This is a genomic window from Halobacillus sp. Marseille-Q1614 (assembly GCF_902809865.1).
Classification (GTDB): Bacteria; Bacillota; Bacilli; order Bacillales; family Halobacillaceae; genus Halobacillus_A.
Window position 1 is genome coordinate 207,671 of the sequence record NZ_CADDWH010000001.1, and the last position, 14,366, is coordinate 222,036.

At 41.6% G+C, this 14,366-nt stretch carries 14 protein-coding genes; all 14 read left to right on the plus strand.

The genetic code is table 11. The annotated features are described in order from the left end of the window. Positions 1 to 3 precede the first annotated feature (3 nt). The 14 genes from HUS26_RS01030 to HUS26_RS01095 all read left to right on the plus strand — a co-directional run bounded on the left by HUS26_RS01030 (position 4) and on the right by HUS26_RS01095 (position 14,355). Positions 4 to 684 (plus strand): GNAT family N-acetyltransferase, encoded by a 681-nt coding sequence (locus HUS26_RS01030; RefSeq protein WP_254434108.1) that lies wholly within the window; start codon positions 4 to 6, stop codon positions 682 to 684. Between the two features lie 3 nt (positions 685 to 687). Continuing rightward, positions 688 to 1,044, plus strand: coding sequence for an EamA family transporter (locus tag HUS26_RS01035; protein WP_173915386.1), 357 nt, complete (start codon positions 688 to 690; stop codon positions 1,042 to 1,044). Positions 1,045 to 1,048: 4 nt separating this feature from the next. Continuing rightward, on the plus strand, positions 1,049 to 2,179 hold the full coding sequence (gene rffA / locus HUS26_RS01040) for a dTDP-4-amino-4,6-dideoxygalactose transaminase (protein WP_173915387.1): 1,131 nt from the start codon (positions 1,049 to 1,051) through the stop codon (positions 2,177 to 2,179). Beyond that, entirely contained in the window at positions 2,142 to 3,833 is a 1,692-nt protein-coding gene (locus HUS26_RS01045; protein ID WP_254434109.1) for a DUF6044 family protein, read from the plus strand. Before rffA ends, HUS26_RS01045 begins: the two co-directional genes overlap by 38 nt. Positions 3,834 to 4,021: 188 nt before the next feature. Continuing rightward, positions 4,022 to 4,555 carry a hypothetical protein gene (locus HUS26_RS01050; RefSeq protein ID WP_173915389.1) on the plus strand — a complete coding sequence of 178 codons (534 nt, stop codon included), beginning with the start codon at positions 4,022 to 4,024 and terminating at the stop codon, positions 4,553 to 4,555. A 226-nt stretch (positions 4,556 to 4,781) separates the two neighbouring features. Continuing rightward, on the plus strand, positions 4,782 to 6,143 hold the full coding sequence (locus tag HUS26_RS01055) for an ethanolamine ammonia-lyase subunit EutB (RefSeq protein WP_173915390.1): 1,362 nt from the start codon (positions 4,782 to 4,784) through the stop codon (positions 6,141 to 6,143). A gap of 21 nt (positions 6,144 to 6,164) precedes the next feature. Next, on the plus strand, positions 6,165 to 7,013 hold the full coding sequence (gene eutC, locus HUS26_RS01060) for an ethanolamine ammonia-lyase subunit EutC (RefSeq protein ID WP_173915391.1): 849 nt from the start codon (positions 6,165 to 6,167) through the stop codon (positions 7,011 to 7,013). A 101-nt stretch (positions 7,014 to 7,114) separates the two neighbouring features. Then, positions 7,115 to 8,539, plus strand: coding sequence for a sensor histidine kinase (locus HUS26_RS01065; protein WP_173915392.1), 1,425 nt, complete (start codon positions 7,115 to 7,117; stop codon positions 8,537 to 8,539). Position 8,540: 1 nt separating this feature from the next. Beyond that, a complete protein-coding gene (locus HUS26_RS01070; RefSeq protein WP_173915393.1) occupies positions 8,541 to 9,137 on the plus strand; it encodes an ANTAR domain-containing response regulator in 597 nt (198 codons plus the stop codon). A 91-nt stretch (positions 9,138 to 9,228) separates the two neighbouring features. Next, positions 9,229 to 10,509 (plus strand): ethanolamine utilization protein EutH, encoded by a 1,281-nt coding sequence (gene eutH, locus HUS26_RS01075; protein WP_173915394.1) that lies wholly within the window; start codon positions 9,229 to 9,231, stop codon positions 10,507 to 10,509. Positions 10,510 to 10,537: 28 nt separating this feature from the next. Next, positions 10,538 to 10,879 carry an ethanolamine utilization microcompartment protein EutS gene (gene eutS, locus HUS26_RS01080; RefSeq protein WP_173915395.1) on the plus strand — a complete coding sequence of 114 codons (342 nt, stop codon included), beginning with the start codon at positions 10,538 to 10,540 and terminating at the stop codon, positions 10,877 to 10,879. Between the two features lie 14 nt (positions 10,880 to 10,893). After that, a complete protein-coding gene (locus HUS26_RS01085; protein WP_173915396.1) occupies positions 10,894 to 11,409 on the plus strand; it encodes a EutP/PduV family microcompartment system protein in 516 nt (171 codons plus the stop codon). Between the two features lie 136 nt (positions 11,410 to 11,545). Beyond that, a complete protein-coding gene (locus tag HUS26_RS01090) occupies positions 11,546 to 12,973 on the plus strand; it encodes an ethanolamine ammonia-lyase reactivating factor EutA (protein ID WP_254434110.1) in 1,428 nt (475 codons plus the stop codon). Between the two features lie 17 nt (positions 12,974 to 12,990). Beyond that, a complete protein-coding gene (locus HUS26_RS01095; protein ID WP_173915398.1) occupies positions 12,991 to 14,355 on the plus strand; it encodes an ethanolamine ammonia-lyase subunit EutB in 1,365 nt (454 codons plus the stop codon). Positions 14,356 to 14,366 lie beyond the last annotated feature (11 nt).

Consider the following 14,366-nt stretch of genomic DNA (forward strand, 5'->3'; position numbering starts at 1 on the left):
TTTGTGACGGAATATTTGCGTCCCACTCCCTGGGATGTCCGGAATTTTCATATCGATACATTTGAAGTAACCAGTATGGAGGAAGAGGCGCTTGCGCAAACCGAAGAGCGTAAAGGCCATTACACGATAAAAATAGATCCGCTTTCAAACCCAAAGCGTCTGTTAGACAGCGGGTTTTACTATGTGGATACGTTAATTGAACCCGTCTGTAAAGCGGAAAAGCTATTAAACTTCGATCAGGAAGGTATCACGATAGAAGAGAGATATAACCTGAACACCGTTTTGGAGATTGCTGAAAAAACCTTCCATCATGGCCGGTTTCACCGTGATTTTAATATTCCAAATGAACAGGCGGATAAAAGGTACATGAACTGGACGAAGGATTTAATTGAGAAAGAGCAAGTCTATGCATTAAATGTTCAAGGTGAAACAGCCGGTTTTTATGGGTTTGAAAAGGATAAAGTCCTCCTGCTTGGAATGAGCAGGAAATATCGTGGAAAAGGGCTGGCGAGGCCGTTTTTAAGCGCAGCCTGCCAAAAGCAACTGATTGAATCAGGAAGTGAGGAGCTAACGACATCTATTTCGGCAGCCAATGTGGCTTCTCTCAATTTGTTTTATTCCCTCGGATATCGCCTGCGTACAACAAAAGACGTTTATCACAAGCTCAATCGGCTGGGCGGGTGACGTATGGGATACGTATATATTTTCGGAACAATCTTTTTCACCGTATACGGCCAGTTAATTTTAAAATGGAAAATTGATCAATATGGAGGACTGCCTCTTTTATGGAAAGATAAATTCATCTTTCTGCTGCAGCTGCTTCTTAACCCATTTATATTATCCGGCTTCTTATCAGCTTTTGTCGCATCTATTTTCTGGATGGCAGCGATGACAAAGTTTGATATCAGCTATGCCTACCCGTTTATGAGCCTGTCATTTGTGCTTGTTTTTGTACTATCCGTTTTTCTTTTTGGAGAACCGATGACATTTAAAAAGGTTATGGGCATCTCCTTGATCGTAGCAGGAATTATTGTAATGAGGTGATCTGATGATTCCATTTAACCGCCCCTGTGTCGTCGGGGGCGAAGAAGAACTAATCAAAGAAGCTGTAGTCAATGCCAAGCTGTCGGGAAATGGACCATTCGATAAAAAATGCACCGCCTGGCTTGAAGATCGATTAGACTGTACACGTGCTTTTATGACACCGTCATGTACTGCTGCTCTGGAAATGGCGGCTATTTTAACAGAAGCAGGGCCGGGCGATGAAGTCATAATGCCTTCATACACGTTCGTTTCAACAGCCAATGCATTTGCTTTAAGAGGAGCTGAAATTCGCTTCGTCGATATTGAAGAAAAAACGCTCAATATCTCACCTAAGCAAATTGAACAGGCGATTACTCCGCGAACAAAAGTGATTGTTGTCGTTCATTATGCCGGAGTGTCATGCGAGATGGATGAGATTATGAGGATAGCTGAAGAGCATGGACTTTGGGTCATTGAAGATGCGGCCCAGGCGTTAACAAGTACTTATAAAGGAAAGCCTTTAGGTACAATCGGCCATTTAGGCACCTTCAGTTTTCATGAGACGAAAAATTACACATGCGGTGAAGGGGGGACGCTGATCGTCAACCACCAGCCATTGATTGAGAGGGCGGAAATGGTTCAGGAAAAAGGAACGAACCGAGCCCAGTTCTCCCGGGGAATGGTTGATAAATATACGTGGCGCGACCTCGGCTCCTCCTATCTCCTAAGCGAGCTTAACTCGGCTTATCTTTTTCAGCAGTTTAAAAATATTGATCAGATTAATAAAGATCGCATGGAAAGATGGAATCAATATAGGGACGATCTGCAGGAAGTTACCGCGATCCCAGAAATAGAAGGTCCCTTTATACCGGAACAAATCGAACATAATGCCCATATGTTTTATTTGAAATGCAGAGATGAGCAGGAACGAGCCGATCTTATCGGTTATTTAAAAGAAAATGATGTAATGGCTGTTCCGCATTACGTGCCGCTTCACTCTTCCCATGCAGGAGAACAGTTTGGTACGTTTATAGGAAAAGACAATTTTACAACGCGGGAAAGCGAACGAATTGTCCGGCTGCCTTTATATTATGGAATTACAGAAGAGGATGTCCGTCATGTGGTCAAATACGTTCAGATATTTTATCAAGCATAGATGGATCGTACTTTCATGTGCGGTCCTGTTTCTATATTTACTACCCTATTACGCGTTGGGCGGGGATACCCACATTCGCGTGCATGATAATCTCGATTCCAACATCGTTTGGTATAAAATGCTCGCCGAAAGCGGACAGATTTTTGCCGGCCCCGACGCCACTCTGCCTAACGTAATCAACGGGCTGCCAAGAAGTGCGCTCCCTTCTGCGTTAGACGGCGTTCTATGGCTACATGTGTGGTTTGGTCCAATGAGTGCCTATATCATCAGCCAGACGATTATGAGAATCGGCGCGTTCTTTGGCATGTATCTATTATTAAGCCGTTTCGTCATTCCAGAAAATAAAAGAAAATGGATCACAGCGGGGGTTTCACTCTCTTTTGCCATGCTTCCGTTTTGGCCGTCCGGTGTATTGACGGTTGCTGGCCTGCCATTAGCTTTTTATCTGTTTTTAACCATTCGGAAAAAAGGAAAACAAACGCCACGGTATATTTGGCTGGCATTAGCCGTTATTCCGTTTTTCTCAAATTTCATCTTAACCTTTATTTTCTTCCTCGGAATTATGGGAGCCCTCTGGCTGGTGGAATGGATACGGAAAAAACAATTTAATGCCCCTTTTTTTATTGCAATTGCCGGTATGACCATGCTTTATGTCGTGAAAAATTATTTGTTGATCTACACGATGTTCATAGATTCCTCGTTCACATCGCACCGTGAGGAAAATGATCTCGGCCATAAAGACATCTCCGAAACGATTGAGCTGTTCGAAAAGAATTTTTTGTACGGACATACCCATGATGAGGCAATTCAGACGCCTTACGTCATACTGGTGATCATCGCCGCATTGTTTATCGCAATGCTTCGGGGAGGCTATCCGACCCGGCTTGTACTGATGTTTAGCTCCATCCCGGTTCTCTCTCTATGGTATGCCTTTTGGTACTGGGAAGGCTTGAGGCTGCTTAAAGACAACATGGGTCTGTTTAACAGCTTCAACTTTGCCCGTATTCACTTTTTTGACCCGATGCTGTGGTATTTATGTTTTGCTCTGGCACTTGTCATTATAGCCAGGCAGGTAAAAGGCAGCCAGCTGATCGCCGCCGTTTTAATTGTTATGCAATGCTGGAATGTCTATCAACTTAAGGAAGAAACGAAGTATGGCGAGTTCAATACCCCGACGTTTAACGAGTTTTATTCGACAGAGCTTTTTGATCAGATTCAAGCCTATATCGGAGAAGATCCTTCCGAGTACCGTGTTGTCAGTGTCGCTATGCACCCAACGATTCCACAATACAACGGTTTTTATACCCTGGATACTTACAACAACACCTATCCGTTAGAGTATAAACATAAATTCCGGGAAGTCATCGCTCCTGAACTTGAGAAAAGCCCCAAATTAAAAAATTACTACGACACGTGGGGCGGAAGGGCCTATGTCTATTCCAGTGAACTAGGCAAAAAATATATGTTTAAAAAGAGCAGTGATAAAACGATTGAAGAGCTATTAATAAATACTCAGGCGTTAAAAGGATTAGGAGGAGAATATGTCCTCGCAGGGCTGCCAATTGAAAACTACGAAGAAATCGGGCTGTCATTAGAGAAATCCTTTGAAACTGAGGATTCACCATGGAGGATTTATTTATATAGCGTGAAGTAAATGTAAATGGACCTAATAATTAAATAGCTAAAAGGAATTACAGCCTGGCAAGCAATAGTTTCATCCAGCCTATATGGTGAGAATTTCGGAATAAGCATTATAGTATTTTTTGTTCAACTTCATCTCGTACTATGTCTCTTCCAACCAGATTGTGTTATTTTGATACCCATAAAGGAGGAAGGGAGAGGATGAATGTGAAAAAATTGGCAAGCTTCTTTATATGCAGTCTTATGCTGTTAACTTTCAGCCCTATGCTCGAACGTGTTGAGGCGCATAAAGAGTCTGCAGCTATTGAAGACAAGCAGCAGGAGCGGGAGCTCGTAAAAGAACTTGAAGAACATAGAATCACTGAACTTCATTTTGTAACTGGACTGGACGAAGAGTTATCAAGCAAACCAACATTCAATGAACAAATGAGCAAGACTCAAAGGTCAGCATCCGATGATGTGGGAGAGCAGATGCTTAAGAATCTTAATGCGACAGGAGAGAAGGAATGGAACAGCTCCGTCCAAGAATTTGCCCAGCAGCTGCCTATAGATGAGGAAGCAAAAGAAACGCTTGGAAATTATTTGAGCTACGATGCTGTGAAGGAAAATATATCTTCTTCTCTCCATTCATCTAATGATTTAACTGAGGCTTTAACTCTATCCTTGAATGAAGAAGGTCTCCCAATCCCATTTGCAGAAATGATAGCAAGAACACTAGTATTCCTGCTTTATTAAATTATGACCAGGTGCTAAGGGAGGTGCCTGGTACGCTGGGGAGACCGCCGGTACATGGTACCAAAAACATCCATCTACAAAAAACGCGAAAATTTTCTGTATTTTCAGATACGGTTTTGTTATACTAGATTAAAAGTAAATGATTTTAAGGTGAAGGCGCCTATGTAGTCTGCTTTATGCTGACTACATAGGCGCCTTTTGTATTTTATAAAAAGGGGAGGGTTTTATGAAATTATCTTGCAAGCTGTTTGAGGAAGTTTACCATTTCAAGTCCATTAAAGATGTATTAGCAAAGGCGAGCGAAGAGAAGTCAGGAGATGTCATGGCGAAGATTGGAACAGAGTCTTCGTTAGAAAGAATGGCAGCAAAATATGTATTAAGTGAGCTTCAGTTAAAAGATATCTATGAGAATCCTGTCATTTCCTACGATACAGATGAAGTAAGCCGGATCATCTACGAGGATGTGAGTACCTATATTTATAAAGAAGTGGCAAATTGGACGGTTGGTGAACTAAGGGAATATATTCTTTCCCACTCAACGAGTCCATCTGATCTTAAGAGACTCAGCCGAGGGTTAACAAGTGAGATGATCTCCGCGGTGGCGAAGCTGATGTCGAGTATTGATTTGGTGTTAGCTTCACAAAAGATGAAGCATCAAGCTCACTGTAATACGACGATTGGAGAACCTGGACGATTGGCATTCAGATGTCAGCCGAACCACCCGGTTGATAATCCTGATGGAATTTTAGCTTCTATTAAAGAAGGTTTATCTTATGGTGCTGGTGATGCAGTAATTGGGATTAACCCTAACAACGAAGCTGTTGAATCAGTTGCTAAACTTTTAACAATGAGCCATGAGTTCATGCAGCAATGGGAGATTCCTACACAAAACTGTGTTCTTGCCCACATTACCACTCAAATGCAGGCTATGAAGCAAGGGGCCCCTGTCGCTCTTCTTTTTCAAAGCTTAGCAGGCACTCAAGTGGCGAACGATGACTTTGGTGTTCAGTCGAAAATCTTAGATGAGGGTTATGAATTAATGAAGGCGAAGGGGACATCCGCCGGACCTAACTTTTTCTATTTTGAAACAGGTCAAGGCTCAGAGGTGTCGCTGGACGGTCATTTAGGTGTAGATATGCAGACCTTGGAAGCGAGAACTTACGGGTATGCGCGCCATTGGAATCCATTTATGGTAAACAATGTTTCAGGATTTATTGGGCCTGAAACGCTATTTGACGGCAAGCAGATGATCAGGGCAGACCTTGAAGACTTGTTCATGGGCAAACTTCATAATTTACCAATGGGGATTGCACCTACTTATACAAACCATATGAGTGCGGACCAGAATGATCAGGAAATTGCCGGTATGTTAACAACAGTGGCAGGAGCAAACTTTTACATGGGGGTTCCCGGCGGTGATGATGTCATGCTCAGCTATCAGGATACGAGTTATCATGATGATGCAAGTTTACGTGAGATGTTAGGTTTACGCCCTTTGGCTGATTTTGAGAAGTGGTTGGAAAAGATGGGAATTATGGAAAATGGACGTTTGACAGAAAAAGCAGGCGACTTATCGATCTTCAATTAATGAAGGGAGGGTAAACAGGAGATGAATATTGAAGAAATCGTAAAAAGTGTGATCGAAGAAATGGAACAAAAAAAGGTGAAAACTCCATATATAGATAAGAAATACGACAGAGAAAAAGAGTTTACGTATCAATTTTCAAAAAAGGTTACTGTAGACAACCCCGCCGATGCAGACATGATTGAAAGTGTGCAGAAGATCACACCTGCCAGGATCGGTATTGGACGGGCAGGCACACGAATGAAAACGAAAAACTATCTGGATTTTCGGGTAGACCACGCCGCTGCGCAGGATGCGGTTTTTAAGGATGCAGAAGAATCTGTTCTTAAGGATATGGGACTGCCTATTCTTCATTCTCGAGCACAATCCATGCAGGAGTATTTAATGAACTTGGATGTTGGACGAAAGCTGAATAAGGAATCAGCAGAGTGGCTTGAGGAAAATGGTTCAAAAGGGAAACAGGTACAGATTATTGTCTCCGATGGATTGAGCTCTACTGGGGTAGAACATACAGTACCCGACCTTTATCATTCTTTAGTTCAAGGGTTAAAATCAAAAAATATCTCTATGGGCACTCCAATTTTTGTTAAGAAAAGCAGAGTCTGGCTTCAGGATGAGGTAGCTTCGATTGTCGATTGTGATTTAGTAATTTCATTAATTGGAGAGAGACCGGGATTGGCAACGGCGAAAAGCATCAGTGCGTATATTATCTACAAACCTAATAAGGACAGTGTTGAAGCAGATCGAACCGTGTTTTCAAATATCCATGAAGGGGGAGTTCCCCCAGTGGAAGCGGGTGCTTACCTATCAGAAATTATAGAAAAAATGCTCAAGCACAAAGCGAGCGGAGTAAAATTTTCCCAAATAAACTAAACATTCAGAATATTGACTTTTTTGACATCGAAGTCTATAATTCTATTAGTTTCGATGAAAAAGAGCAAGAAAGCACGCCTGATGTGGAGGTCATGGGGAAAATGACTGATCGCTCAATGATTACTTCTTTATGTAAAGAACATACGAATCTACAAGGGGAAGATATCGAGAAGATTATTGAAGTTAGTCAATCAATGCAAATGATGGCTGATTTATCAAAGGCCAATATTTTTATTGATTGTCTACTTCGTGATGAGAACCATGCCATCGTTGTTGCTGAAGCAGCTCCACGAACGGCAAAGTCTATTTATGAAAAGCAAGTCGCTGGAAATATTGCTTATCAAACGTTTGAACCTGCTGTGTTGTATTGTTTAAGAACAGGGAATACGATGAGCTCCAATCGTGCCATAACACAAGAAAGAAAAAAGGTAGAGCAAAGCGTCGTACCCATTTTTAATCATAAAGATAAAGTTATTGGAACACTCATTATGGAGAAGGACATTAGTGACCATGTTGAAAAACAGGAAGAATTGAAAGCGCTGTCAAAAACAACCGAAACACTAAGCGGTCTTCTCATGAATGATTCAGGCAGTCAGCCGATTGTTCCTGAATTAATGGAAGAAGCTTTGTTCTATATCGGGGAGAAAGGCGAATTATTATATTCGAATCCCGCGGCTATCAATCTCCTCCATGAGTTAGAAGGAATGTCGTGTGAATATGGTGAAAATTTAGCCGCTTGCCTGCCGCTTTTAGAAGAAATAGTTGAAGAGCCTGGCGAGCTTCTCGTAAAAGAACTAGAATCCCATGATAAGACATTCAAACTCAAAAAGATTCCATTGCCTCACAGCAAGAAAGACAACGGCATGTTTATTATTATGAGGGATTTGACGGAACTTCGGGAAAAAGAGAAAGAACTGATTATGAAGTCTGTAGCTATTCAGGAAATTCATCACCGAGTGAAAAATAATCTGCAGACGGTGGCCAGCCTGCTGAGACTTCAAATGAGACGGGGAATTCCGGAAGAGAGTAAGGTCTACTTTCTGGAAAGCTTAAATCGTATCTTGAGCATTGCTTCCGTATATGAAGTAATTTTATCTAACAGCAGTATTGATGAAGTCGATATTTACGAACTTACAGAGAAGATTGGCAATATGCTTGTCTATACGACAGGTTATTCTGGTAAAAAAATAACAATTGAATATGCGGGAGACAGCTTAATCATTGAATCTGGAAGAGCAGTATCGATTGCCCTCATTATTAATGAATTGATCCAAAATTGTATCAATCATGCATTCGAAAATAGAGTTAAAGGGACGATCAGCATAGGATTTGAGCAGCGGGATGAGAAGATGACAGTTGTCGTCAAAGACGATGGGATAGGTTATAAAGAAGAGAATAAAGCATCCTTGGGACTGGATATTGTAAAAAGAATGGCCGAGCATGATTTATCAGGAACTTTTCAAATAAAGGGAATGAATAAAGGCACAGAGGCTTATCTTACATTTCCTCAAGAAAGAAGGGTGTAAAATGAGTAAGAAAATATTACTAGTAGAAGATGAATCGATTGTTCGCATGGATATATCGTTAATGCTGCAGGATGCTGGGTTTGAAGTAATAGGAGAAGCCGGGGATGGCGAGAAAGCGATTGAACTGGCGGAAAGTTTGAAACCTGATCTCATAATCATGGATATTAAAATGCCGAAATTAAATGGATTAAAGGCCAGCAAAATAATTTCCAAAATGTTTAACATCCCAATACTTCTCTTAACAGCTTACAGCCAGCAGGAATTTATCGAAAAAGCTAAAGAGGCGAATATAGTAGGATACATTGTCAAACCTGTGGCGGAAAACCGATTAATTCCCGCAGTTGAAATTGCTCTTCATCAAGGAGAAGTATCCGAAAGATACAGATCAGAAGTTAAAGAGGCGGATGCTCGTCTCGAGGCACGTAAAACGGTGGAAAGAGCTAAAGGATTATTAATGGAGGAATTTGGCTATTCAGAAGACACCTCTTACAAGAAGTTGAGAAAGATCAGCATGAACAAACAATGGACGCTGGAAAAAGTGGCCCAGCAAGTTTTGAGGAAATATTCGCCGGAACGTCAGCTTACTAATACCAAGTAAATAAAGCTAGCAAAGGTGCTAGAGGAGCAGTGATTCAATCGTCACTGTTCTTCTAGCATTTTTATTTTTTAAAAAAGGAGTGGGAGATCTTATGGTTTTAGTCGGAAATATAGTGATTTACATTATTATGACCTGTGCTGTTATCGGGGCGATTGCTTCTATTAAAAATAGCGAAGATGGAATTGGCGGCCAATTTATGGAAGGTCTTCATGCAATTGGCCACATTTTTGTACCTGCTGCCGGTATTATGGCTTCGATCCCTTATTTATCGTGGTTCATTGATAAAGTATTTGGTCCATTTTTTGAAAAGATTGGGGCAGATCCTGCAATTGCCGCTACGACGATTCTTGCTTCTGACATGGGAGGCTATCAGCTGGCTGAGGCGCTGCAGCAATCGTACGAAGCCTGGATCATGGCATTAATTGTCGGCTTTATGGCAGGGGCGACCATCGTGTTCTCGATTCCTATGGGATTGGCGATGCTAGATAAACGAGACCATAAGTATATGGCTTTAGGGATTATGTCAGGGCTGCTGACTATTCCGATCGGTGTTTTGATCTCGAGTGTAATTATCACGATGACAAATGCCAATGTAAGGGAAGTCGTATCCACCAATGCGGATTCCACTTATGAATTTGCTATGAACTACTTAGCCATTTTTGCTAATTTAACACCTCTTATTATTTTCGTTGTTGTATTAGCGGCTGGTTTATATTTCTTGCCCGACATGATGATTAATGGATTTATGTGGTTTGGAAGAATTTTAGATGCAGGGATCAAATTAGTACTCGTCTTCTCCATCGTCGAGTATTTTACAGGGTTTTTCTCTCTCGTATTTGGCGGGTGGGGCTTTGATCCAATTATGGCTGATGCGGATGACCAGTTTAGAGCACTTGAAACAGCCGGTTACATTGGAATTATGCTTGCTGGTGCTTTTCCAATGGTATATTTACTGCAGAAATATGCGGCTCGTCCGCTGGAGTCCATTGGTAAGAAGCTTGGTTTAAGTGCGGTGGGAAGTGCAGGGCTTGTAGCAACCATTGCGAATATTTTAGCAATGTTTAAACTTGTCCGCTCTATGCCTCCTAAAGATAAAGTTATTAACATTGCTTTTGCTGTTTGTGCGGCGTTCTTACTGGGAGATCATCTATCATTTACTGCGAACTTCCAGCCAACCTTAATCCTTCCGATCATAGCCGGTAAGCTATCAGCCGGGGTAATTGCAATTGGTGTTGCCTACTGGCTTTCCGTTCCAAAAGCGAGAGAACTTGAAAGAGAAGATCGAGCAAATGGAGTCATTGGAAAAGATGAGTATATCGAAAAAGAAGAATTTGAAGGTGACGTCGTAGCAACAAGCGGGGATGCAAAATAATCGAATAACCGGTGAGGAGGGGTAGAAGTTGAGTGAAGAAAAGAAAAGGTTTATTCAAGAATTTGTTCCTGGAAAACAAGTGACGCTGAGTCATTTAATTGCTAACCCGGATGTAGATATGTTTGAAAAGTTGGGCATTGAAGAATCAGGGGCTTTAGGTATTCTCACCTTAACTCCGAGTGAAACGGTGATTATTGCCGGTGATTATGCTACAAAAGCAGCTCATGTAGGGATTGGTTTTTTAGATCGGTTTACGGGAAGCCTCGTCCTGATTGGGAGTGTTTCAGAGGTTGAAATGTCGATGAAAGAAGTGAATCGGTTCTTATCAGAAACGCTGGGTTATACCCCTTCGAAAATTACAAAATCTTAAAAAGGGGGGATGGTGTGTCTAAGAAGAATAGAGGAATGCTCGTTGGAGCGATTGGTGCTGGTAAATCTACACTGGCGCTGGCATTATTAGGCCGCAAGCCGAAAGCGATAAAAACACAATCACTCACTTATGAAGATTGGCTTGTAGATACTCCAGGTGAATATACCGAAAACCCTATGTATTATAAAAATATCATGGCGACTGCTTTAGAAGTTACGCATGTTTTATTCATCCAGGATGCTACTCGGAAGAAAACGATCTTTCCTCCTGGATTCAGCACGGGGTTAAATAAATTACCTATTGGAATTGTTACAAAAGCCGATGATGAGCAGGCTGACATCAAGCATTCCATTAAACAGCTTAAAAAAGTGATACCGAAAGGACCGATTGTTGTTACGTCAGCTAAGGAAAATAAAGGAATACAGATGATCAGAGATCTCGTTATGTGTAACAGTCTCAGTGAGATGAAAGGTTATGTGAAGCAAACGGATGATGAACATATCATCTTTAATGAATCCCTTTACAAATAACGATAATTATTTTACTATTCTGAGTAGAAGCACTATTTAAAAATCCATACACTCGGGCAAAGGCGCCTTATATGAACTATCTTCAATGGATAGTTCATATGAGGTGCCTTTTTATTTTCGAAAGGGGGAAAGGATTGTGCATCAAAGAAAAACAGAGAATATTCTTAGTGCCGGTATTGATATTGGGACAAGTACCACTAAATTAATCATAAGCAGACTTTCTTTGAGAAACACAGCCGGAAGCACTCACATGCCCCGTATCGAAATTACAGAAAAAGAGATCATTTACAAAAGCCCGATTTTCCGCACCCCCTTATTAACCGGAACAGAAATCAATATGGAGGAAGTCGAAAAACTGGTTCGCGATCAATATGAAGAAGCTGGAATACGACCAGAGGATATTCAAACGGGTGCGGTGATTATCACAGGAGAAACAGCCACTAAATCAAATGCTCAGGAAATGATTAATCAATTATCAGAACACGCCGGTGATTTTCTTGTAGCTACTGCCGGTCCTGACCTGGAAAGCATTATCGCAGCCAAGGGTTCAGGAGCCTATGATTTTTCAAAAAGGTCGAGCAAAACGATAGCTAATATTGATATTGGCGGTGGAACAGCAAACATTGCCATCTATAGAAACGCGAAATTACTGGGGACATGCACATTGCATATTGGAGGGAAGTTAATCGAATTTTCCGGTCAACACGTTCAATATATCGCTGAACCGGTGAAAAAGGTAATCGAGAACCTCGGTCTATCCATCCATCCTGGTGATGAGATCAACGAAAACCAATTAGCAACTATCACTGATTATATGGCTGATGTCATCTACTCTTTGGTTTCTGGGACCCTTACTCCAGATGAACCATTATTGCTCGGTAAACTCCTAGAGCTTGAACAGCCTGTAGATGTCATCATGTTCTCAGGTGGTGTATCTGAATGCATTTATCATTCAGAGCACTGTAAAGGTAACGGGCTATATAACGATATAGGCGTACTGCTCGCACAATCACTCTCTCAGCATGACAAACTGCAGACACTGGAATGGATGGAACCATCTGAAACCGTAAGAGCAACAGTATTAGGAGCTGGTACACAAACGACAGAAATCAGCGGTGCGACGATACAAGTGGAGTCTGATCAGCTTCCTTTACTCAGCCTGCCTGTTTATACGGTTGAGTTTGATGGAGAATACAGTAACGTTCTTGAACGCTTCCCTCAGCTTATAGAAGATGCGATAGAATTGTTTGATCCTAATCAAGAAGGCGTGAATTTTGCTCTATATCTATCTAATATTCCCCTTCTCGGATTCAAGGATATGGAAAGATTAGCAGACTGCCTTGTGAAAGCGGATTCACAAAAAGAAGGACAGCATCCCCTTATCGTCATATTAGAAAGAGATCTCGCCAAATCACTGGGACAGATGATTAAAGCGCGCCATCCCAGTCAACAGTCCATCTGCATCGATCAAATTAAAGTCGAGCATGGAGATTATTTAGACATTGGAAGGATGCTGGATTCAGGCGTCGTCCCTGTCATTATCAAAACTTTAACATTTCACTAAAGTTAGGGGGTATGACTTTGAAACTATTGACAAGCCATCTCGGTAAAACCTATCAATTTTCATCATTACGGCTGCTTATGGCCAAGGCCAATGAAGAAAAGTCGGGCGACCGTTTAGCAGGAATTGTTGCAGAAAGTGTCCAGGAGCGAATTGCAGCAAAAGAAGTGTTAAGTGAACTTCTATTAAAAGACATTAGAGATCACCCGCTTCTCTCACCAGAAGAAGATGAAGTATCAAGGATTATTGAAAGCAATGTCAACGAGAGGATCTATTCTACGATTAAAAATTGGTCCGTCTCAGAATTAAGAGAGTACATTTTATCGAGTGAGACAACAGGCGAAGATTTGAAACGGCTGAGCCGGGGCTTAAACAGTGAAATGATCGCAGCCGTTACAAAAATTATGTCCAATCTTGATTTAGTATTTGCAGCTAATAAATTAGAAGTTTTAACAAAATGCAATATTACGATTGGCCATAAAGGAACACTGGCCTCACGGCTGCAGCCGAATCATCCGACAGACCGGGTAGAAGGCATGATCGCTTCATTAAAAGAGGGTTTATCTTACGGTATTGGTGATGCGGTTATCGGAATCAATCCGGTGGAAGAATCGGTGGAAAGCGTAAAACGACTGCTGCATGCGACTCATGAGTTTATCGAAGAATGGAAGATTCCTTCTCAAAACTGTGTGCTTGGTCATGTAACGGCACAGATGAAAGCTATCGAGCAAGGAGCTCCGGCCGATATGATTTTTCAAAGTATCGCTGGTACTGAAAAAGCCAATAACTCATTCGGGATTGATGCTGCAATCCTTGAAGAAGCCAATCAGCTCTCCAAAATAAAAGGGACCGGTACAGGCCCCCAGCGATTATATTTTGAAACGGGGCAGGGATCTGAACTGTCTGCCGAAGCTCATCATGATATCGATCAGCTGACCCTTGAATCAAGAAATTATGGGTTTGCCCGTCATTATGATCCATTTATCGTCAACACAGTCGTAGGATTTATTGGACCTGAGTATTTGTACAACACGAAACAAGTTATACGCGCAGGTCTTGAAGATCACTTCATGGGGAAAATGCACCTGATCCCGATGGGCGTCGATATTTGTTATACGAACCATATGAAAGCTGACCAAAATGATATGGAAGATCTCGGTGTTCTGTTATCAACTGCTGGTGTCAATTTCATCATCGCAACTCCAATGGGAGATGATTGTATGCTCAATTATCAGTCTATGAGCTACCACGATATTGCTACCTTAAGAGAAACCTTCGGGAAGAGAGCATCCCCTGAATTTGAGAAATGGCTAGAGCAGATGGGGATCGTAGAAAATGGAAGATTGACCGCCCGTGCTGGAAATCCCACTATTTTTAATCAATAGGAGGTGACATA

Excerpts from the sequence above, each read along its gene's own strand:
- HUS26_RS01055 (WP_173915390.1), top strand. The coding sequence starts at position 4,782 with ATGAAATTATCTTGCAAGCTGTTTGAGGAAGTTTACCATTTCAAGTCC.
- HUS26_RS01045 (WP_254434109.1), top strand. The coding sequence starts at position 2,142 with ATGTGGTCAAATACGTTCAGATATTTTATCAAGCATAGATGGATCGTA.
- HUS26_RS01035 (WP_173915386.1), top strand. The coding sequence starts at position 688 with ATGGGATACGTATATATTTTCGGAACAATCTTTTTCACCGTATACGGC.
- HUS26_RS01050 (WP_173915389.1), top strand. The coding sequence starts at position 4,022 with ATGAATGTGAAAAAATTGGCAAGCTTCTTTATATGCAGTCTTATGCTG.
- eutC (WP_173915391.1), top strand. The coding sequence starts at position 6,165 with ATGAATATTGAAGAAATCGTAAAAAGTGTGATCGAAGAAATGGAACAA.
- rffA (WP_173915387.1), top strand. The coding sequence starts at position 1,049 with ATGATTCCATTTAACCGCCCCTGTGTCGTCGGGGGCGAAGAAGAACTA.
- eutH (WP_173915394.1), top strand. The coding sequence starts at position 9,229 with ATGGTTTTAGTCGGAAATATAGTGATTTACATTATTATGACCTGTGCT.
- HUS26_RS01070 (WP_173915393.1), top strand. The coding sequence starts at position 8,541 with ATGAGTAAGAAAATATTACTAGTAGAAGATGAATCGATTGTTCGCATG.
- HUS26_RS01065 (WP_173915392.1), top strand. The coding sequence starts at position 7,115 with ATGACTGATCGCTCAATGATTACTTCTTTATGTAAAGAACATACGAAT.